The sequence below is a fragment of the Streptomyces sp. NPDC043427 genome (assembly GCF_056436655.1).
Window position 1 is genome coordinate 65046 of sequence record NZ_JBWKCC010000010.1, and the last position, 19277, is coordinate 84322.

17 protein-coding genes and 2 pseudogenes are annotated in these 19277 nt (G+C 72.6%); 6 read left to right on the top strand and 13 right to left on the bottom strand.

Annotated features, from left to right (window positions below; translation table 11 throughout):
* Positions 1–130: 130 nt before the first annotated feature.
* The 5 genes and pseudogenes from AC067M_RS18590 to AC067M_RS18610 all read right to left on the bottom strand — a co-directional run.
* Positions 131–1099, bottom strand: a pseudogene (locus AC067M_RS18590) (lysylphosphatidylglycerol synthase transmembrane domain-containing protein); the annotation flags it as partial.
* Entirely contained in the window at positions 1096–2211 is a 1116-nt protein-coding gene (locus AC067M_RS18595) for a hypothetical protein (RefSeq protein ID WP_478698068.1), read from the bottom strand. The gene AC067M_RS18595 and the pseudogene AC067M_RS18590, both read right to left, overlap by 4 nt.
* A 176-nt stretch (positions 2212–2387) precedes the next feature.
* A complete protein-coding gene (locus tag AC067M_RS18600) occupies positions 2388–3584 on the bottom strand; it encodes a glycosyltransferase family 4 protein (RefSeq protein ID WP_478698069.1) in 1197 nt (398 codons plus the stop codon).
* Positions 3581–3979 (bottom strand): 6-pyruvoyl trahydropterin synthase family protein, encoded by a 399-nt coding sequence (locus AC067M_RS18605; RefSeq protein ID WP_133925701.1) that lies wholly within the window; start codon positions 3977–3979, stop codon positions 3581–3583. Before AC067M_RS18605 ends, AC067M_RS18600 begins: the two co-directional genes overlap by 4 nt.
* A 116-nt stretch (positions 3980–4095) precedes the next feature.
* Positions 4096–5079, bottom strand: coding sequence for a zinc-dependent alcohol dehydrogenase (locus AC067M_RS18610; protein WP_478698070.1), 984 nt, complete (start codon positions 5077–5079; stop codon positions 4096–4098).
* Between the two features lie 107 nt (positions 5080–5186).
* Between AC067M_RS18610 and AC067M_RS18615 the strand changes: the two genes are divergently transcribed.
* Positions 5187–5984 (top strand): CDP-alcohol phosphatidyltransferase family protein, encoded by a 798-nt coding sequence (locus tag AC067M_RS18615; protein ID WP_478698071.1) that lies wholly within the window; start codon positions 5187–5189, stop codon positions 5982–5984.
* Positions 5985–6068: 84 nt separating this feature from the next.
* Here the strand turns inward: AC067M_RS18615 and AC067M_RS18620 are convergent, their stop codons facing one another.
* The 4 genes from AC067M_RS18620 to AC067M_RS18635 are packed head-to-tail and all read right to left on the bottom strand — an operon-like array spanning position 6069 to position 10106.
* Positions 6069–6191: a hypothetical protein gene (locus AC067M_RS18620; RefSeq protein WP_478698072.1), complete on the bottom strand. Its 123-nt coding sequence runs from the start codon at positions 6189–6191 to the stop codon at positions 6069–6071.
* A gap of 34 nt (positions 6192–6225) precedes the next feature.
* Positions 6226–8016 carry an ABC transporter permease subunit gene (locus tag AC067M_RS18625; protein ID WP_478698073.1) on the bottom strand — a complete coding sequence of 597 codons (1791 nt, stop codon included), beginning with the start codon at positions 8014–8016 and terminating at the stop codon, positions 6226–6228.
* A 20-nt stretch (positions 8017–8036) separates the two neighbouring features.
* Positions 8037–9566, bottom strand: a complete 1530-nt coding sequence (locus tag AC067M_RS18630) for an ABC transporter substrate-binding protein (RefSeq protein WP_478698074.1) — start codon at positions 9564–9566, stop codon at positions 8037–8039.
* A gap of 3 nt (positions 9567–9569) precedes the next feature.
* Entirely contained in the window at positions 9570–10106 is a 537-nt protein-coding gene (locus tag AC067M_RS18635) for a GNAT family N-acetyltransferase (protein WP_478698223.1), read from the bottom strand.
* Positions 10107–10321: 215 nt separating this feature from the next.
* On the opposite strand from AC067M_RS18635, the gene AC067M_RS18640 reads away from it, so the two are divergent.
* The 3 genes from AC067M_RS18640 to AC067M_RS18650 all read left to right on the top strand — a co-directional run bounded on the left by AC067M_RS18640 (position 10322) and on the right by AC067M_RS18650 (position 13370).
* A complete protein-coding gene (locus tag AC067M_RS18640; RefSeq protein WP_478698075.1) occupies positions 10322–11281 on the top strand; it encodes an ATP-binding protein in 960 nt (319 codons plus the stop codon).
* A 34-nt stretch (positions 11282–11315) separates the two neighbouring features.
* A complete protein-coding gene (locus tag AC067M_RS18645; RefSeq protein WP_478698076.1) occupies positions 11316–11708 on the top strand; it encodes an SCO5389 family protein in 393 nt (130 codons plus the stop codon).
* Between the two features lie 201 nt (positions 11709–11909).
* Positions 11910–13370 carry a hypothetical protein gene (locus tag AC067M_RS18650; RefSeq protein ID WP_478698077.1) on the top strand — a complete coding sequence of 487 codons (1461 nt, stop codon included), beginning with the start codon at positions 11910–11912 and terminating at the stop codon, positions 13368–13370.
* Positions 13371–13816: 446 nt separating this feature from the next.
* Here the strand turns inward: AC067M_RS18650 and AC067M_RS18655 are convergent, their stop codons facing one another.
* The gene (locus tag AC067M_RS18655) at positions 13817–14029 is read right to left on the bottom strand and encodes a hypothetical protein (protein ID WP_478698078.1); all 213 of its coding nucleotides are present in this window, start codon (positions 14027–14029) and stop codon (positions 13817–13819) included.
* A 187-nt stretch (positions 14030–14216) separates the two neighbouring features.
* On the opposite strand from AC067M_RS18655, the gene AC067M_RS18660 reads away from it, so the two are divergent.
* A complete protein-coding gene (locus AC067M_RS18660; protein WP_478698079.1) occupies positions 14217–14774 on the top strand; it encodes a hypothetical protein in 558 nt (185 codons plus the stop codon).
* On the opposite strand, the pseudogene AC067M_RS18665 reads toward AC067M_RS18660, so the two are convergent.
* The 3 genes and pseudogenes from AC067M_RS18665 to AC067M_RS18675 all read right to left on the bottom strand — a co-directional run.
* Positions 14769–14885 (bottom strand): annotated as a pseudogene (locus AC067M_RS18665) (IS5/IS1182 family transposase); the annotation flags it as partial. The gene AC067M_RS18660 and the pseudogene AC067M_RS18665 sit on opposite strands and share 6 nt — an antisense overlap.
* A 192-nt stretch (positions 14886–15077) precedes the next feature.
* On the bottom strand, positions 15078–17150 hold the full coding sequence (gene fusA, locus AC067M_RS18670) for an elongation factor G (protein ID WP_478698080.1): 2073 nt from the start codon (positions 17148–17150) through the stop codon (positions 15078–15080).
* 348 nt (positions 17151–17498) lie between these two features.
* Complete coding sequence (locus AC067M_RS18675; protein ID WP_478698081.1) at positions 17499–18200, bottom strand: nucleotidyltransferase domain-containing protein; 702 nt, start codon at positions 18198–18200, stop codon at positions 17499–17501.
* A gap of 233 nt (positions 18201–18433) precedes the next feature.
* On the opposite strand from AC067M_RS18675, the gene AC067M_RS18680 reads away from it, so the two are divergent.
* Positions 18434–19249, top strand: a complete 816-nt coding sequence (locus tag AC067M_RS18680) for a hypothetical protein (RefSeq protein ID WP_478698082.1) — start codon at positions 18434–18436, stop codon at positions 19247–19249.
* Positions 19250–19277 lie beyond the last annotated feature (28 nt).

The window sequence follows — 19277 nt, forward strand, 5'->3', positions numbered from 1 at the left end:
TGGGCGCCGCGGCTGCCCCGGAGCCGGCGCGCAGGCCGGTGTACCAGCGGGCGACCAGGACGAGGGCGCCCGGCAGCGCGGCGACGAAGCTCAGCACTCCGTACACGACGGCCACGGCCAGTCCGGTGTCCGCGCCGAGCCCGGCGGCGCCGAACGCCCAGGCGGTGACACCCTCCCGGGGACCCCAGCCGCCGACGTTCAGCGGCAGGCCCATGGCGAGCAGGGCCAGGACGGCGAGGGGCAGCAGCGCCAGGACCGAGGCGGCGGAGCCGACGACCCGGGCGGCGAGCACGAACATCGCGACGTGACCGGCCAGGACGGCGACGGACGACACCAGGACGCCCGGGCCGTTGCGCCGGGACAGCAGCCCCTCACGCGCCTCGGCCAGCATCCCGCGCAGGGCCCGGCCCCGACGGGACGCGGACGACGAGCGGTTCATCCGCAGGGCGAGGACCACGGCGAGGGCGCCCGCCCCGGCCAGCGCGAACAGCGGGACCAGGCCGCGCACGTCCTGCCGTACCGGGGAGTCCACGGTGAGCAGGACCGTCACTCCTGCGACAACCAGCACGAGCTGCCCCGCGGTGCGTTCCAGGACCACGGCCTTCACGCCCCGCGCGAGGTCGCCCTCGCTCTGTCCGTGGCGTACCGCCCGGTGTACGTCGCCGAGGACGCCACCGGGCAGGGCCGCGTTGAGGAACAGCGCGCGGTAGTAGTCGGCGACGGCAGCGCCGAACGGCAACCGGATGCGCAGGCCGCGGGCCACGAGCGCCCAACGCCACGCGCTGAGCACGGTGGTGGCGACGCCGATCCCGAGCGCCAGCAGCAGCGTCGGTACGTCGATCCGTCGCAGGCCGTCCAGGAAGACACCGGTGCCCATCCGCCACAGCAGCACGGCGAGGATGGCGACACCGGCGGCCGTACCCAGGTGGGTGCGGAGGCGGGCGCGGGACCGGGGTGCCGTCGTGGTGCCCTCGGCCTGGTGGGGCTCGGAGACGATCACGCCGATACGGGCCTCGGACACGGCCGCGTCGTCCCGTACCCGGAACGTGGTCGCGGCGGGGTCGGCCGAGGCGACCGGTGCGCTCGCCTCCACCCTCATGAGGCCCCGCCCGTCGGCCGGGGCAGCGCCAGCAGGTCGCTGTGGTGGACGGTGACGCGCAGTTCCCCGGCGGCGCAGGCCGCGAGGCGTTCGGCGAGGTACTTCTCGGCGCGGGGCGCGAGTTCGGGCCGCTGCTCGACGGCGGCACCGACCCAGCCGCGCAGCCACTGTCCGGTCAGCGCGGGCTGGTCGGGGCCGAGCCGCCAGGGGCTCGGGTGCAGTCGTACGGTCGCGCCGCGCTCGGCGAAGGACTCGGCGGCCGCGGTGACCGCGTCAGGGCCGAGGAGGCCGCCGCGCCGCTGGTGGTCGTTGAAGGCGGCGGCGATCTCCGCGTCCAGCGGGTCTTCGTGGGTGAAGTCGACGCGGCCGGCCACGGAGAGCGTCAGCAGGGCCGGGCAGCCGGCCCCGACGCACGCGGCGGCGAGGGTGTCGATCTCCTCCCGGGTGAGGACGTCGAGCAGTGCGGAGGCGGTGACCAGCGAGGCGCCGAGCAGGGCGTCCGGGGTGAGCCGGGCGACGTCGCCGCGCCGCGTCTCCACGGTGACCCGGCTGCCGTCGGCGGCCGCGCGGGGGGAGGCCACGGCGGCGAAGTGCAGCAGGTAGGGGTCGCGGTCGTGCAGGATCCAGTGCTGGGCGCCGTCGAGGCGCGCGGCGAGCCAACGGCCCATCGAGCCGGTGCCGCACCCCAGGTCGTGGATGGCCAGCCCGCCGGAGGCCCGGCCGGGCAGGTTGGCGAGCCTGATCCGCAACGGGTCCAGCAGATCCAAGGACCGCGCGGCGGCGTCCGCCGGCTCCCGCAACTGCAGCCACTCCGGCGCGTATCGCGGGGCGTCGTCATCTTCCCCGCCGTCCCGCAGCCGTACGGTGGGCCGCTCCCCGGGCCGCGCGACGGGCCCGGCACCGGCGATCACGTCATCGGCGGACGCGCCCTGCGGGCTCGCCCCACCGGCCACGACACCGTCGGCCGCAACCGCACCCGGCGCCCCGGCCTCACCGGGCGCCACGGCGACCACGGGGATCACCGCCGCACCGGCGGCGGCAGCGCCTGCAGCAGCAGCCCCACCGGCCGCGCCCGCACCCGCACCCGCACCCGCACCCGCACCCGCCGACATCGCAGCACCTGACGCGACCACGCCCCGCACCTCCGATCCGCCGGAGGCAGCCGCAGCCGCCCCCTCGGCCACGGATGCCCCGGACCGTCCCGCGCCATTCGTGTCCCTGGGCCCTGGCTGCGCCGGTATGCGGCCCGTCTGTCGTGCCATGTCGACCGGGGTCGCCGTCGTCTTCCTCATGCCGCCCTCCGGGGGTCGCTGGGGAGCCGGCCCAGTACGCCGGCGAGGCTCTTCGCGGTCGTCGCCCAGCCGTCGAGGGCGGCGCGTCGGCCGCGTGCGGCGGCCTTGAGGCGGCGTCGGACGTCCGCCTCGCCGAACCAGCCGCGCAGCTCCGCGGCGAGCGCGGCAGGGTCCTCCGGCGGTACGAGAATGCCGGGGACCCCGCCGTCGGGGGCCCGGCCGACCGCCTCGGGCAGGCCGCCGACGTCCGTCGCGAGGACGGGGATGCCGCGCGCGAGCGCCTCGGTCACCGCCATGCCGTACGTCTCGGCGTACGAGGTGAGGACCATCAGGTCGGCGGTGGCGTAACTGGCGTCGAGCGCGGCGCCGGACCGGGGCCCCGCCAGCTCCAGGCGGTCCTCCAAGCCGTACTTCTTGATGAGTCCGCGCAGATGGGCGACGTACTCGGGGTCCTGGTTCAGGCCGCCGACGCACACGCAGCTCCACGGCAGGTCGGTGACCGCGGCGAGCGCCTCGACGAGCCGGTGCTGCCCCTTGCGCGGTGTCACCGCGGCCACGCACAACAGGCGCGATACGCCGTCGGTGCCGGAGGCGAGGGGCGCGATGTCGGCGCCCGGCGCCGCCACGTGCACGCGCTCGGGGGCGAGGCCGTGGTGGGAGACGAGACGGCGGACCGCCCAGTCGCTGGTGGCGATCACCGCGGGGACCGCCCGCAGCACCGCGCGCTCCTTGGCGTCGAGTTCCGTCGCCACCTCGGGCGAGATTCCCCGCTCGTCGCCGAGCGGCAGGTGCACCAGCACGGCGAGGCCCAGCCGGTCTGCCTCGGGGACGATGATCTCCGGGACGCCGCAGGCGACGAGTCCGTCGATGAGGACGGCCGTACCGTCCGGCAACTCGCGCAGTGTCCGCGCGAGTTCCGCACGGGCGGCGGCGCCGGGCCGGGGCCACTCACCGTCGACCAGGTGCTTGTGGACCTGCCAGCCGAAACCGGGGAGGTCCAGGCAGACCCGGCGGTCGTAGGCGTTGCCGCCGCTGGGCTGGGCCAGGTCGTCGACACCGCCCGGCATGACGAAGTGCACGGAGCGCAGAGACATGGGGATGATGTCGGCGTTCTTGAGAGCGGAGTGCTGCACGGGCACGTAGGCGAGGGCCGCCGTCGGCGTGGCCGGCTTCTCCAGGGTCACGTCGGTCACAGCGCACGCTCGTAACTCGCCCAGGCGACGTGCGACTCGTGCAGGGTGACGGAGAGGCCCGCGATGCCCTTGGCGCCCTCGCCGAGGGCGCCCTTGTGGATGCGCTCGGCGAGCCGGTCGGCGATGACCTTGGCCAGGAACTCGGTGGAGGTGTTGATCCCGGCGAAGTCGGGTTCGTTGTCGAGGTTGCGATAGTTCAACTCGCTGACGACGGCCCCGAGCTCTTGGGTGGCCAGTCCGATGTCGACGACGATGTTGTCGTCGTCCAGCTGCTCACGCCGGAATGTGGCGTCCACGAGGAACGTCGCTCCGTGCAGGCGCTGCGCGGGTCCGAAGACCTCGCCGCGGAAGCTGTGGGCGATCATGATGTGATCGCGGACGGTGACACTGAACAACGGACGACCCTCCAGGTGCGGCGCGTCTGGTCCCCCGGCGAAGTCCTGCCGGGGGATGCCGACTAGTACGGCTCTTCGCTTCCCCGCGTTCAGCCGGATCTCACTCTTTTCTCAGGTCAGGCGCTTTTGCTGTACCTGACCCGGTGACACAGCGCCGGGATCTCGCCCGACGCGAGCTTCGGCATCACCTCCGGCAGCTCCTCGAACGCGCTCTCCCCCGTGACGAGCGCGTCGAGCGCCGGGTCGGCGAGCAGCTCCAGGGCGAGGGTGAGGCGGTCGGCGTACGTACGGCTGGAGCGGCGGGCCGGGGAGACGGTGCCGACCTGGCTGCTGCGGATGACGAGCCGCCGGGAGTGGAAGGCCTCGCCGAGCGGGAGGCTCACCTGTCGGTCGCCGTACCAGCTGAGTTCGAGGACGGTGCCCTCGGCGCTGAGGAGTTCCAGGGAGCGGGCGAGTCCCTGCTCGGTGGCGCTGGCGTGGACGACGAGGTCACAGCCGTCGAGAGCGTCCTCGGGGGCGGCGAAGTCGACGCCGAGCGCCTGGGCGACCTTGGCGCGGGCCGGGTCGGCGTCCACCAACTGCACCCGTACGCCGGGGAAGCGGGCGAGCAGCGCGGCGACCGAGCAGCCGACCATGCCGCCGCCGACCACGGCGATCCGGTCGCCGACCAGCGGAGCCGCGTCCCACAGCGCGTTCACGGCGGTCTCCACGGTGCCGGCGAGGACGGCCCGTTCGGCGGGCACGTTCTCCGGTACCGGTGTGACGGCACTCACGGGCACGACGTAGCGGGTCTGGTGCGGGTAGAGGCAGAAGACGGTACGGCCGACGAGTTCCCGCGGCCCCTCCTCCACCTCCCCGACGCCGAGGTAGCCGTACTTCACGGGAGCCGGGAAGTCGCCCTCCTGGAACGGCGCTCGCATCGCCGCGTGCTGGCTCTCGGGCACCCCGCCGCGGAAGACCAGGGTCTCCGTGCCGCGGCTGACTCCGGAGTAGAGCGCGCGGACCACGACCTCGCCCTCGGCGGGATTCGGAAGGTCGACGTCGCGTATCTCGCCCGCACCTGGGGAGCTGAGCCAAAACGCACGTGCGGTGCGCTTCATCGAGGTCCTCCTGAACGATCGGGAACTTGTGTGCGTACCGAGGTGTGCACAGGCCGCGCACAGTACGCGGCACTGATCGACTCTGTCACACGGCCGGAGGATGTTCGGTGGCCCTGAACCACACTTACGAGGCGAGGCTGGTCCAGCAGGAGACCGCGGTGGGCGCGGGTGTTCAGATCCTGCTTCTGGCCGTGCTCGGCACGGGGATAGGCATGGGCACCGCGGGCTGGGTGACCGGTCTCGTCTTCGCCATCGCCTCCTGGGCGGTGCTCTCCCGGGCCCTGCACCGCTCCCGGCTGCGCTCCTTCGGCCCCGCGAACCGGGTCACCCTCGGCCGGGCCACCCTCGTGGGCGGGGTGACCGCCCTGGTCGCCGACTCCTTCGAGAGCTCGCCGCCGGTCACCCTCCTCGTGGTCCTGACGACGGTCGCGCTGATCCTCGACGGCGTCGACGGCAAGGTCGCCCGCCGTACCGGCACGTCGACGGCGCTCGGCGCCCGCTTCGACATGGAGGTCGACGCCTTCCTGATCCTGGTGCTGAGCGTCTACGTCTCGACGCAGCTCGGCCCCTGGGTCCTGCTGATGGGCGGCATGCGCTACGCGTTCGTCGCCGCGGCCCGCGTCTGGCCCTGGCTCAACGCCGCGCTCCCGCCGAGCACCGCCCGCAAGACGGTGGCCGCGCTCCAGGGCATATGCCTGCTCCTCGCGGGCTCGCAGCTGCTGCCGTACGAGGCCAACTTCGCGGTCGCGCTGCTGGCACTGGGATCACTGGTGTGGTCGTTCGGCCGTGACGTGCTGTGGCTGTGGCGGACCTCGCGGGTCGTCGCCCAGGAGGCGCAGGAGCAGGAGCAGGAGCAGGAGCACAGGCAGGGGAAGAAGCAGGTGCTGGAGCTGGCCGCTGGGTGAACCGAGCACACGTCGAAGGGCCCGGATCGTGCGTGCGATCCGGGCCCTTCGACGTGTCGTGCTACGGCCGTCGCGGCTGGAGTGCTACGGCCGTCGCGGCAGGAGCGCGATCGCGGCGCCCGGTATGGCGGCCAGCACGAGCCAGGGCACGGGCGCCGGCAGGCCCGCGTCGAGGAGGGTGCCGGTGGCGGCGCTGCCGAGCAGCACGATCAGCCCGGAGACCGAGGAGCGAAGAGCGCGGTCATCGTGTGGTCGCCAACTCCGGTTTGGACATGCGCGGTTGGGCTGCCTCTTCGGTCGCCCCACGCTGTCCCGGTCGCCGTCGTCGCACCCCACCGGCCGCCGCCGCCACGGCGAGTGTGCCGAGCAGGGCGAGTACGGCGGCCGGGGCGAGGACCGCCCAGGGGGCGCGCTCGGCGTAGGGCTGGTTCTCGGCGAGCAGCAGGCCCCACTCCGGGGAAGGCGGCTGGGCGCCGAGGCCGAGGAAGCCGAGGGAGGCGAGGGCGAGGGCGACACCGGGCAGGCGGAGCAGGGCGTGGCGGGTGACGGGCGGGAGCACGGCGGGCAGGAGCTCGTGGCGCAGCACATGCCAGGGGCCGGCGCCCAGGGCGCGGGTGGCGGTGAGGTGGAGGGTGGCGCGCTCCTGCCGCAGCAGCGCCGAGGTGTGCGCGGCGAGCGGCGCCCAGGCGACGGCGGTCACGGCGAGCGCGGGGGTGAAGGGCCCGCTTCCCGAGGCCGCGGTGACGAGAAGTGCGACGAGGACGGGTGGTACGGCGTTGACGGTGTCGACGGCCGGTCCGGAGAACCGGGGCAGCAGGCCGAGTACGACGCCGGCGAGCAGGGCTGCCGCGCTGATGGCGAGGGCGAGGGCGAGTGTGTCGAGAGCCCCGTGGGCGATACGGGCGAGCATGTCCCGGCCGAGGGCGTCGGTGCCGAACGGATGGGACGGGGAGGGGGGTCGGAGGCGTGCTGTGGTGTCGAGGGCGAGCGGGTCGCGGGGGAGGCCGAGCGCGATGACGACGAACAGCGTTATGCCGTATACAGAATGCAGGATCCTGCGGGCCGCGCCCACCTCTGGCCGCTGCGGACGGTGGAGTGAGGACAGGACGCCGTCGCGCAGGGCCGGCCCGACGAGGCGGCGGGCGGCGAGGTGGGTGGCGCCCGTCGTGACGGCCGCGAGCAGGACGAGGAGGAGTGTGCCGGCCTGGAGGACGGGCAGGTCCTGGGCGAGAGCGGCCTGGAGGGTCGTACGGCCCAGGCCCGGGATGTCGAAGACCTGCTCGACCGCGACCGAGCCGCCGGTCAGACCGACGACGAACAGGCCGATGTTGGGCAGCAGTCCGGGCAGGCAGCGCCGCAGCGCCTGGCGGGCGATGCTCCTGCGGGGGAGTCCGCGTGCGGCGGCGGCCAGCGCCCAGGGCTCGGCGAAGGCGCCGGGCAGCAGATCGTCGAGCAGCCGCCCCAGGACGGCACCGGCGGGCAGACCGAGGGCGAGGGCGGGCAGGACGGTCCATGGGGGGCCGTACCAGCCGAGGGCCGGCAGCCAGCCCAGCTGGACGCCGACGACGGTGGCGAGGACGGACGCCGTGAGGAACTCGGGCAGGGCGGCGAGCACGGCGGAGGCCGAGCCCGCGGCGCGTCGGGGCGCGCCGGTGCGCAGGGTGCGCGCGCAGAGCAGGGCGGCCGTGCAGCCGGCGACCACGAGGGCCACCGCCATGAGCAGCAACGACACCCCGAGCGCATGGAGCACTCCGGGCATGACCTCCGCCCCGGAGATCCACGACCGCCCGGCGTCACCGCGCGGCAGCCCGCCGAGCCACTCCCCCAGCAGACGCAACGGCCCTTCGTCCAGGCCGAGTTGGGCCCGGATGTCGGCCAGCACCTCCGGCGTGGGGTCCCGGTCCGCCGAGCGTGCCTTGAGCACGGTGAGCGCCGGGTCGGTGTGCGAGAACCAGGGCAGCAGCCCGATCCCGCAGACCAGCAGCGCGCCGAGGCAGACACGCCAGAGCAGCGTGCCGAGGGTGCTCCTCATCGTTCAGCGCTCCTCGGGGTTCAGCGCCGTGTGCCGGAGCCGACGAGGGTGCGCTCGTACGGGTCGAGGAGCGCCCCGCGCACGGAGGTGCCGACGCCGGTGATGACGCGCTGGTGGACCAGCGGGACGACGGCGTCGGTGCCGAGGATCGCGGCCTCCGCGGCCATGGCCGCGTCCTGCCGCTCGGCGGGGTCGGCGGCATACGCGGCCTCGGCCACGGCCCGGTCGACGCCCTTGTCGCACAACAGGGCGAGGTTGTAGCCACCGTCGCATGTGTAGTCACTGGCGAGCAGGGCGACGGGGTCGCCGGTGTCCAGCAGGCTGTTGCGGGCGCCGACGAACGCGTCGAACTTCCCGGCCAGGGTGTCGCTCTCCAGCCGCGAGTACTCACGCACCTCGAGCTTGACCGTGAACCCGGCTTTCTCCAGCTGCTGCTTCACCACCTGGGCGACTTCCGGGAGTTCGGGCCTGTTGCTGTAGGTGGCGAGGGTGAGGGAGGTCCCGTCGGCCTTCGCCGCCCGCGCGCGTCCGGTCGGCTTGCTCCGCTTGCCCTCGGCCCAGCTGACGGCGGGGCCGTAGATACCGGCGCCGGGGTCGGCGTGCCCCTCGTAGACACCCTGGGCGAGAGCTGCGGGGTCGACGGCGGTGCGGGCGGCGGCGCGCAGTGCCGGGTCCTTGAACGGGCCGGACCTGCTGTTGAGCAGCAGGCTCGTGGTGCGGGTCGTGGCGGTTTCCCGGCGCGTGCCCTTGTCGAGGGTGGCGGCCTGGGCGACGGGGATCGCCTCGGCGATGTCGACCTGGCCGGTGCGCAGGGCGTTGGCGCGGGCGGTGCCGTCGGCGATGAACCGGGCGTAGACGCCGGAGGCATGGGCGAGGCCGCCCCAGTAGTCGTCGTAGCGGTCGAGGGTTGCGGCGGTGCTGCCGGTGACCTTGGTGAGCTCGAAGGGGCCGGTGGCGGTGCCGACCGGGTCGACGCGGCCCATGTTCCCTTGGCCCTGGTTGCCTTGGCCCGTGGCGCCGTAGGCGTTCGGGGAGAGGACGGCGAGGCTGGGGCTGGCGAGTCGCAGCGGCAGGACGGGGTCGGGGGCGGTGGTGGTTACCCGTACGCCCGTACGGCCCTGTGCTTTCGCCGTGAGGTTCACGCCGGAGAGGGCGGCGGGTGCGGGCTTGGCGTCGGTGGCGTGGGTGAGGGCGGCGGCGACCGCGGACGGCGTGACGTCGGTGCCGTCCTGGAAGGTGGCCTCGCGCAGCGTGAACAGCCAGGTGCGGTCGTCCTCGCGGCGCCAGGACGCGGCGAGCGCGGGGGCGGCGGCGCCGTTGGCGTCCAGGGCGGTCAGCCCCTCGGTGACGCCGAGCCGGCTCAGGAGGGTGGCGTCGGCACCGTACGGGGAGAGGTTCTCGGCGGGCGGGAAGGCGAGGGCGACGCGCAGGCGGGAGCCGTTCTGGCCGTCGGAGGAGGACGAGGTGCCCTCGTCCCGGGAGGCGAAGCAGGCGGTGAGGAGGGGGGTGAGCAGGAGGGCTGCCAGGAAGCGGGAACGCGGGAGACGCACGGGTCACCGCCCCTGCGCGGTCGCGAGCGGGCCTTCGAGCTGAGCGTCGGCATGATCCTCGAACGGCAACGCGAACGGCACCTCGAAGTGCACGATCCCCTGCCCACCGCCCTCGTCACCGCGTTCGTCGTGCACGACCTCGCCCAGCGACCGCCAGAAGCCCTCGGCACCGGGCACGGAGGGATCGGTGTGGAGGTACACCGACCGATAGCCGCCGTCCGCGGCCGCGAAGGCGAGGAGTTCACTGACGAGTCGCCGGGCGAGACCGCGCCTGCGGTGCTCGGGGCGGACGTAGACGCGCCTCAGCTGGGCCGTCTCGCCCGAGGGGAAACGCTCGGCGACGAAGCGAGGGTTCGGCGGATGGGCCGGGCCGCGGGAGTCGAGGGCGGCGGTGGCGACCACGGTGGCGTCGCTCGCGTCGACCGCGACGATGAGGGTGTGGCGGGCGGGGGCGAGATACGCGGCGGCCGGGTCGACGATGTCACCGTGCCAGCGGGGCACGTATCCGGTGCCGAAGTCGCGGTAGACGGTGTCGAGCATGACAGCTCGGGCGCCGTCGAGGTCGTCTGGGCCCGCGGGCCGTATGCAGAAGCTAGGCACTTGCACATCATATGCATTAAGGATCAACGAAGATCACTCGTCCGCGCGTCCGGTCACGACATCCTCACCCCGACCCGCCCGTCGATTTGACAGTGATCGAGAAGCTGCCTAAAACCTAACGACATGACATTCATTTTCAAAAAGACGGCGCGGTAATGCGCGTCGCGTTCGTCGGCAAGGGCGGCAGCGGCAAGACCACCCTGTCGGCGCTCTTCTCCCGATGGCTGGCCCACTCCGGTGCGCCCGTGCTCGCCATCGACGGCGACATCAACCAACACCTGGCCGAGGCGCTCGACCCCGCGGACGGCACGTTCACGGCCCCGCCGCTGGCCGCGCACCTGGGCGACATCAAGGACTTCCTGCGCGGTACGAACCCGCGCATCGCCTCCCGCGAAGCGATGATCAAGACGACTCCGCCGGGCCGCGGCTCCCGCCTGCTGCGCCCGCTCGGCGACGACGAGGTGCACGCGCGTCACGTCCAACGCGTGGGCGGCGTACCGCTGATGGTGACGGGCGAGTTCGACGAGAGCGACCTCGGGGTGGCGTGCTACCACTCCAAGCTCGGCGCGGTCGAGCTCTACCTGAGCCACCTCGTCGACGGCCCTGGCGAGTTCGTCGTCGTCGACATGACGGCGGGCGCCGACGCGTTCGCCTCGGGCCTTTTCGCCCGCTTCGACCTCACGATCCTGGTGGCCGAACCCACTCGCAAGGGCGTCTCCGTCCACCGCCAGTACCGCGACCACGCCCAGGAGTTCGGCATCCCGCTCGTCGTTGTCGGCAACAAGGTGACCGGCGAGGACGACCTGCTCTTCCTCAAGGAGGAAGTGGGAGACGACCTCCTCACCCACCTGGTGCACTCGCCGTGGGTACGTTCGGCCGAGCAGGGCCGCGCGAGCGCCCTGTCCCTGGATTCCCTGGAACCTGACAACCGCCACGCCCTCGGTGTGCTGCGCGAGGCGGTCGACTCCCGCCCCAAGGACTGGCCGACCCTCCACCGCCACGCCGTCGACTTCCACCTGCGCAACGCCCACGCGTGGGCGGACGCGGCGACCGGCCTCGACCTGGCGGCACAGGTGGACCCGGACTTCGTACCGGGCCCCTCTTCACTCACCTGACCTCGAAGAACCATCCCAGACAGGACACGCAATCATGTCGCTCGACGTCTCCCCCAAGCTCCTCGCCGAAGCCGAGCAGGGCGCCCTCCGCGAAGAGGACTTCGTGAACACCGTCCGCACGTCCCTCCCCTACGCCTACGACCTCATCGCCTCCCTCGCCACCGAACTCCACACCGGGGCTCGCGACTTCACCGACAACCAGACCCCTCCCCCCTCAGAGCACGAGCGCGGCCAACTCCTCCGCGCCCTCGCCAGCGACGCCATCCGCACCAGCCTGGAACGCCACTTCGAGGTGACCCTGGCCTTCCAGAACTGCCACCGCGTCGCCGCGTTCCGACCGGAGGCGCGGGGCGGGGAGACGTACGCCCGGTTCACGTCGCCGCGGTCGCAGGTGCTGAACCAGTCGCCGGAGTTCAGGGACTGCTGAACCGGAGCACGGGCGCGCGGGCCGCGGGCCGCCACCCGCAGGCCTACCGCCCGGGCAGCGCCGTCGGCGGGTAGCGGCAGGGGAACACATTTTCCTCACCCGACGGTGCAACCATTTCCACATGCGGAGGGTCGATGTCTGCATGCACCACCGATCCCCGGGCCACGGCCCCCGCCGTCCCGCCGCCTGAGAGAGTCCCCGTTGTTCGACAGCACGATCCCGCAGCGGGAGAAGCACAACCCTGCCTCGCCGACCACCACCCGCTCACCGTCGGAGATACGCGCCGAGCGCCGCAGACTCTTCGAGTCCATCCGCGCCCACCGCCGCCTCCTCGTCAAACGGCGCTCCTTCGAGGTTTCCGACCAGCGGCGCCTGAACCGCGAGGCGAGGGACCGCAACCGTGCCGAGGCCGCCCACGGCAAGGCCCTTCAACGCATCCACGAGCGACGCGTGCGTCAGGAGAGTTCACTCAACCGGCAGCTGAGCGGACTGGACGGCAAGCGCGAGCACCAGGAGAAGCAGGCTCTCGCGGTCCTACGCCGCGAGTCCATCGAGCGGATGCTCAACAGCACCTACCTCACCGCGAGCCAGGTGAACGGCATCGGCAGCGGACTGGTCCGGGACCTCGCGGCTCAGGGCATCAGAACGGCCGCCGACTTCAAGCGCGTCAGCTGGGGCACAGCACCCAACGGCAAGGGCGGCCAGGTGCTCTACATCCACCGCGCGAAGGGCGGCAAGGTCCACATCAACGGCATCGGCGAGCACCGAGGCCGGCCCCTGATGGAGTGGCGCCAGGCAGCCGTCGCCCGCGCCGAGGCCCGCGCCCCGCACACACTCCCGCCGGACGAACGGCACCGTATCGCCGAGATCATCGAGGCAGAACGCGAACGTCTGCGCCAGCAGTTGGCTGAGGCGCCTCGCGACGCCGAAGCCGCACGCGCCGAAGCAGTACGGCTGCACGCCGACGCTCTTGAGCAGCTCGCCGCCTCCACCCGCGAGACAGCCCTGCGCGCCGATGAACGCCGGGCCGAGTTCGACGCCATGGCCGAGCAGTTGCTCGCCCTCCAAGCACAACTGTCCGCGCACATCGACCAGTACGGTGATGTGGGCCGCCGTGTCCGCCGAGCCCAGGTCCGCGCCCTGCGGCCGCTTCCCGAGGCGCCGGCGCTGCCGGCCATCCCCTCTCCCCGCATCCCGGAGTCCGCACCGGCCTCGGACACGCCGGCCCGCCCACGGGTCAGTCTCACGAAAGCCGCTGACGTTCAGGCAATCCATCCGGCTACCGGAGTCCGGGCAAGCCTCGGCTGGCTCGTGCCGATCGTGTTCCTCGGCTTGACAGCGATCCTGGGCGTAGGCGGGCAGGACGCCACGGCTCCGGTGTGGTTCAGGATCACGACCCGGCTTGCGGCTCTGGCGATCACTGCGGAACTGCTCCGCCTGTGGATCCCGCGCAGACGCTGGCGTACAGCCGACCGCATGCCCTCGGGGACGGGCCCGCTGGCCACGGGGGTGTTCTTCGCGCTGCTCTCCGCGAGCATGTTCGCGGACACCGAGCCGGACGGCGGTGCGCCGTGGGCCGCGTCGGCCGTGTCGCTGGTGCTTCTGTTGGTGGGCAGTGCCCTCCGCGCGGGCAAGGGGAAGGGCGCCAGGGTTTCCGACTGACCACGCGGAGGTGTGTTACGGCAATGGCTCAGTCGTGCGCGACAAAGCGCACGAACTGCGCCCAGCCGTCACGCCCCACGGCGAAGTGAGAGGGGGGTTACGTCCTTGGAGTCCCTCACGCAGACGGTTCTCCTGGTCGCCGCTCTGGCCGACCGCTGAGGCACGGAGCCGTATCCGCCCAGCGGCAAGAGTGTCTGGGCAGAACTCGACGTCTGCTCCCCGAGGGGCATCGGGTAGAGCTCCAGCGCACGGGCAGGCAGACCAGAGGTGGGCCGTCGCCTGTCGCCCGGTAGGCGAGCGCGGTCCCGTCGGGTGCGGTGAAGGTGGGCAGCGCGGGAGCCTGTCAGCGGGGCAAGCGACGGGCAACCGCGTTTCGTGCGGTGCCGGCGCCTCCGCCAACCCGTTTGGCCGCGATAGCCGCGCGTTGTGCTCCGGTTGTTCGGCCGCTAGCGACGGACCGCGTACTCGCCCAACCCGTTCTCCACCAGTCCGAAGACCTCCTGCGCGAGCGCGACCATGGTCGGGCAGATCTCGTCGACACTCTCGCCCCCGATCCGGCGCCGGTGGATCTCGTCCATGAGGGAGATGCGGGCCGCGGCGATCTGCACGGCCACGCAGTGCGCGACCGACCGCTCCGCCCAGCGAGCTACCCGCCGCAAGCCCGGCACCGAACTCGTGCCCGTCAGCACGACGGCCCGCTGAATCACCCACCAGCCGAACCCCCAGGCCGGCACACTCGAATATCAATAGCCGACAACGTCGTTAGATCCTGCGGTGCGCATGGTGCTGCATGCCAGATCGATAACCTGTGTCGGCGCCGACTGACCTGGTGCGAAACTTCGGGCCATGACTTCACCCCAGCTGAGCGAACTGGACTATCTCCGGGAGATTGAGCGCCTTGCCAACCACGTCAGGGTGGAGGCATCCAACGAAGGATGGCTCTCGCTCCAGGCGGACCCGGAAGAGTCGACACCGCTGCAGCGCAACGTGAACGCGCTTGCTCGGGCTCTGCGCAGTTACCACTTCGAGGGCGATGGCTGTACGGAGGAGGACCGGCCTCCGGTCCGACTCGTCGGCGCCTCGGTGTTGAAGCCCGGGGCCATGCCGGTCGGGGTGGAGGAAGCGTACGAGGAGGTGTGCGTGCGAATCGGCGTCGAGCCCAGGTCTGAGGGCTGGGCACTGTGGAACACCTGGAGCGATGGGGACTTGAAGGTCACCATGGTGGTGGCGGCTGTCGAGACGACGGAGGGGTTGTTCGAGAACTGGTCACGCGGCAGGGCAGTCGATCCGGTGTCACCGCTGCCGTCCCAGATCGCCCTCATCCGCCATGGCTGGATAGGGCCCATGACGTTCTCGCCCCGGGGCGTCACTCGGACGGGCCTTGGCGGTCAGCCGCTGTCATAGGTCCTGGCTCCTCGGTCGGCGTCGGATCCAGATGAGAATGGCGGCGATGTGCAGCGCGGCCTGCTGGGCGATGGCGAGCTTGTCCGTTCGCATGGCCGGACCGTGCCACCGGGGGCCGGTCAGCTCCTCGACCCTGCTGGATACAGGCCCGCGGGGCGCATGGCGCGAGCATTCCGCCAACGACACCGGGGAGCCTACGCCGAGGCCGTCGACCGTGCCGTCGACTGTCGTGTCGTCCCTCTGAGCCCTCGTGGACGGTACGGGGCGGCCCCACCCTTCTCCAGGTGGGGCCGCCCGCTTGCATCACCGCGCGAGCGCGGCTGCCGGTGCCGGGGCGTAGCCCGTGGGCCGGGACGTGAAGGTGCCGCGTCCCTGGGTGCGGCTGCGCAGGCGGGTCGCGTAGCCGAAGAGCTCCGCCAGCGGGACGGTGGCGGTGACGACCGCCGCGCCGCCGCGCGTGGCCGAGCCCGTCACCCGGCCGCGCCGGGCGGCGAGGTCGCCTAGGACCGAGCCCACGGCGTCCTCGGGCACGGTGACCGTGACCTCGACGACCGGCTCCAGGAGGACCACCGCGCAGCCGCGCAGCGCCTCCCGCAGTGCGAGCCGGCCCGCCGTGCGGAAGGCCATCTCGGAGGAGTCCTTCACATGGGTCGCCCCGTCGGTGAGGGTGACGCTCAGCCCGGTGACCGGGTGACCGCCGAGGGGACCCTCGGCGAGGGCGTCCCGGCAGCCGGCCTCCACGGCACGGACGTACTCCTGCGGTACCCGCCCGCCGACGACTGTCGAGCGGAACGCGAAGCCGTCGGCGCCGTCCTCGGACTCCAGCGGCTCCACGTCGAGCACGACATGGGCGAACTGCCCCGCGCCGCCGTCCTGTTTGACGTGCCGGAAGACCAGAGAGGACACACCACGGGCTACCGTCTCGCGGTAACTCACCCTGGGGCGGCCGACATTGACGTCGAGCCCCTGGTCTCGGCGGATCTTCTCCACCGCGACCTCCAGGTGCAGTTCACCCATGCCGGACAGCACCGTCTGGCCGGTCTCCGCGTCGGTGCGGACGACCAGGGAGGGATCCTCCTCGGCCAGCCGTGCCAGCGCCGACGCAAGCCGTTCGGCGTCGGTGCCCGTGCGCGCCTCGACCGCCACGGAGACGACCGGGTCGGCGACACTCGGCGGTTCGAGGACGAGCGGGGCGCCCGGTGCGCACAGGGTCGAGCCCGCGCGTGCGGACTTCAGCCCGACCACGGCCACGATGTCTCCGGCGACCGCCCGGTCCAGCTGGGCGTGGCGGTCCGCCCGAACCCGCAGAATCCGGCCGATCCGCTCGGTGCGCCGCGCACCCGCGTCCCACACCGTGTCTCCCTTCTCGATCGTTCCCGAGTACACCCGCAGGTAGGTGAGGCGGCCCGTGGGGGTGGCGTTCACCTTGAAGGCGAGCGCAGCGAACGGGGCCGCGGGGTCGGCGGGCCGTCGCTCGTCGACGCCATGGTGGACACCGCATACGGCCGGCACGTCCAACGGTGACGGCAGATAGGCCACCACCGCGTCGAGCAGCGGCTCGATGCCCCGGTTGCGGTAGGCGGAGCCGCACAGCACGACCACGCCCTCGCCGCTGTGCGTCAGGTCGCGCAGCGCCACGGCGAGGGTGTCCGCGGAGAGCGTCTCCCGGTCGCAGAACTCCTCCAGCGCGGCGGGATGGCGTTCCGCCACGGCCTCCTCCAGCAGGCGGCGCCGTCGCCGCGCCTCCTCGAGCAGGGCGTCCGGCACCGAGCCCTCGGCTGCGGTACCGCCCTCGTCGCCCCAGGTCAGAGCCCGCATGCGCAGCAGGTCGACGACGCCGGTGAAGGCGTCCTCCGCACCGATGGGCAGCTGCACCACGAGCGGGGCAGGATGCAACCGCTCCCGGATCGACGCGACGGCCGTGTCGAGGTCGGCGCCGGCCCGGTCGAGCTTGTTGACGAAGGCGATCCTCGGCACCCCGTGCCGGTCGGCCTGCCGCCACACGGACTCGCTCTGCGGCTCCACACCCGCCACCGCGTCGAACACGGCGACCGCGCCGTCGAGCACCCGCAGCGAACGCTCCACCTCGTCGGCGAAGTCGACGTGTCCCGGGGTGTCGATCAGGTTGACGCGGTGGCCGTCCCAGGCGCAGCTGACGGCCGCGGCGAAGATGGTGATGCCACGGTCGCGCTCCTGGGGGTCGAAGTCGGTGACGGTCGTGCCCTCGTGGACCTCGCCGCGCTTGTGCGTGGTCCCGGTGGCGAACAGGATCCGCTCGGTGACGGTGGTCTTGCCGGCGTCGATGTGGGCGAGGATGCCCAGGTTGCGGACGGCGGCGAGCGGGTTGGTGAGGTGACGGTCGAGGTGGGTACGCACGGCCCGTGGCCTTTCGAAGTGTTCAGGAAAGGGACGGCGCGATATCCGGACGAGGCGTGCTCGCAGCCCGCTGACGTGACGTCAGCAGGCTGCGAGCAGGAACAGCTGGTGGTGTTCTCAGGCAGTCGTCTCGGTCATCCGGCACCGGCCGCGCAGCGGGCGCCGGACCGCCGAGGACACGAGGATCACCCCGTACCGGGACGGGGAGACGACGACAGCGGTGCGGTCACGCATGGCCTTCTCCCCTCACTCGTCACGACGACGCCAACGCTCAAGCAGTGGGCGGCGCTGGGTACTTGGTGAGTATAGGAGCGGGCAGTGCCGTCACGCACCCGTATATTTTCTCCGTCACGCGCCCGGCTCGGCGCGGGAGTAGAAGTGGCGGCGGACCCGGCGCAGCCACGCGTCGGCGGCCGACTCGTCGGGCTGCTCGGGCAGCACGGAGCGCGTCTCGGTGAACGCCGTCTCGAACCGGCGCAGCAGCGGCAGCGCGGCCGTGGGGTCGGCGGCGACCTGTTCGCCGAAGCGGTGGTAGCTCTCGGGGTCCTCGACCCGGACGGTCAACCGTCCGGCCGCGTACAGCTCGAAGCCCTGCTCGCACAGCCGCTTGAGATGGCGGGCGTGTTTGGCGGAGCGCCTGCGGGAGTCCGCGGAGAACGAGCCTTCGCCCCGGCCCTGGAGCCTCCTGAACTGCTGTGTGGCATAGCCGAGATAGGCGTCGCGGACGCGTCGGGCGCTCAGGAAGGAGGCGCGGATGCCGATGAGTTCGTCACCGAGCGCAGTGCGTACCTCGTACAACTCGTCGGACAGCCAGACGAGTTCCATCACGGTCGGGTTCCCGCCGAGGGCGAGCCGGCACCACTTGGCCGCTTCGTGCAGGGTGCGGTCCGGTGCGGTGCTGACATGGGACTCCTTCGGCCCGCGCAGGCCGTGCAGTTCCTCGGTGGGCGCGGCGAACATCCCGAGCCGGTCGATGTCGGAGCCCTCGCGGGCGAGTCCGTACGCGGTCGAGCCGACGACGCCCGACAGCAGGATGTTCTCGACGGTCACGACTGCCCCCGGTGGTGGTGTCACGCCCCCTTGGCGGGGCGGCGGACCAGTAATGATGCCGCGCCGACGGGGTCGGCCACCTGGCATTTTTCTCACTCGTACGGCGCTGTGCGCTGGTCCCGCGCGGGGCCCGGTGGTGCCGTGGGAGGGAGCATGCGAGAAGAGCACCCGGGGTGCGCAGGGAAACCGAGCGTCTTCGCACACCCGGGGGCCGTCCTCAGGAGGCGTCCGTGATGACCCCATGTCCGTCCCGTCCTGCCCGTGTCCTCGCCGCCGCCCTGGCCGCGGGCACGCTGTTCACCACGGCGGCCTGTTCCTCGGACGGGGACGGCGGTGACACGGACACCGGTGCGGGCGCCGCCTCCCCGGTGGCCGGGCAGACCACCACCGCGTCGGCCGCCGCGCCCCTCACCGAGGCCGGGGCCCGGACGGCGCTCATCACGGAGGGTGACCTGGAGGACGACTGGACGCAGGTCAAGGGCGCGGGCGGCTGGCGGGACTCCCTGCTCGTCGGCAAGGTGGACCTGGCCGACCTCCTCACCGCCGAGGCGGACGCCACCGACTGCCAGAGCCTGCTCGACTCGCTGTACGACGACGACCTCCTGGGCAAGCCGTACGGCGCGTCGGCGCTCACCGGCTTCCGCGAGGGCGACGCCCGGCTCCTCTACCAGGTCGCCGCCCACCGCAGGGCCGACCTCGACAAGTCGTCGGCCTGGCTGGCTTCCCTGCCGGACCAGTGCGACCAGTTCACCGCGACCGGCGCGGGCGGCGAGCGGACCGTGCAGGTGGTGGAGGCCTCCCTGCCCAAGGAGGGCGACGCCCGGCAGGGTCTGACGGTGACGGTGAAGGGCATCGCGGACGGCTCCCCCGTCACGCTCACCCTGGACGTCGCCGCCGTCCGGGTCGGCACGGACGCGATCACGGTCACCAACGGAGGGCTCGACGGGGCCGACCACGACAGCACAGAGCAGGCGGTGAAGGAGGGCACCCAGCGGTTGAAGGACGTCCAGGCCGGCCGGACTCCGGCGCAGGAGCCGAGCGTGGAGTGACGGGCTGCGCGGCGCGGCAGAACCCTCG

What these genes read in the sequence shown, in the direction of transcription:
- AC067M_RS18595 (WP_478698068.1), bottom strand. Translation starts at nt 2,211, where the DNA reads ATGTCGGCGGGTGCGGGTGCGGGTGCGGGTGCGGGTGCGGGCGCGGCC.
- AC067M_RS18610 (WP_478698070.1), bottom strand. Translation starts at nt 5,079, where the DNA reads ATGAAGCGCACCGCACGTGCGTTTTGGCTCAGCTCCCCAGGTGCGGGC.
- AC067M_RS18625 (WP_478698073.1), bottom strand. Translation starts at nt 8,016, where the DNA reads ATGAGGAGCACCCTCGGCACGCTGCTCTGGCGTGTCTGCCTCGGCGCG.
- AC067M_RS18635 (WP_478698223.1), bottom strand. Translation starts at nt 10,106, where the DNA reads ATGCTCGACACCGTCTACCGCGACTTCGGCACCGGATACGTGCCCCGC.
- AC067M_RS18640 (WP_478698075.1), top strand. Translation starts at nt 10,322, where the DNA reads ATGCGCGTCGCGTTCGTCGGCAAGGGCGGCAGCGGCAAGACCACCCTG.
- AC067M_RS18645 (WP_478698076.1), top strand. Translation starts at nt 11,316, where the DNA reads ATGTCGCTCGACGTCTCCCCCAAGCTCCTCGCCGAAGCCGAGCAGGGC.
- AC067M_RS18660 (WP_478698079.1), top strand. Translation starts at nt 14,217, where the DNA reads ATGACTTCACCCCAGCTGAGCGAACTGGACTATCTCCGGGAGATTGAG.
- AC067M_RS18680 (WP_478698082.1), top strand. Translation starts at nt 18,434, where the DNA reads ATGACCCCATGTCCGTCCCGTCCTGCCCGTGTCCTCGCCGCCGCCCTG.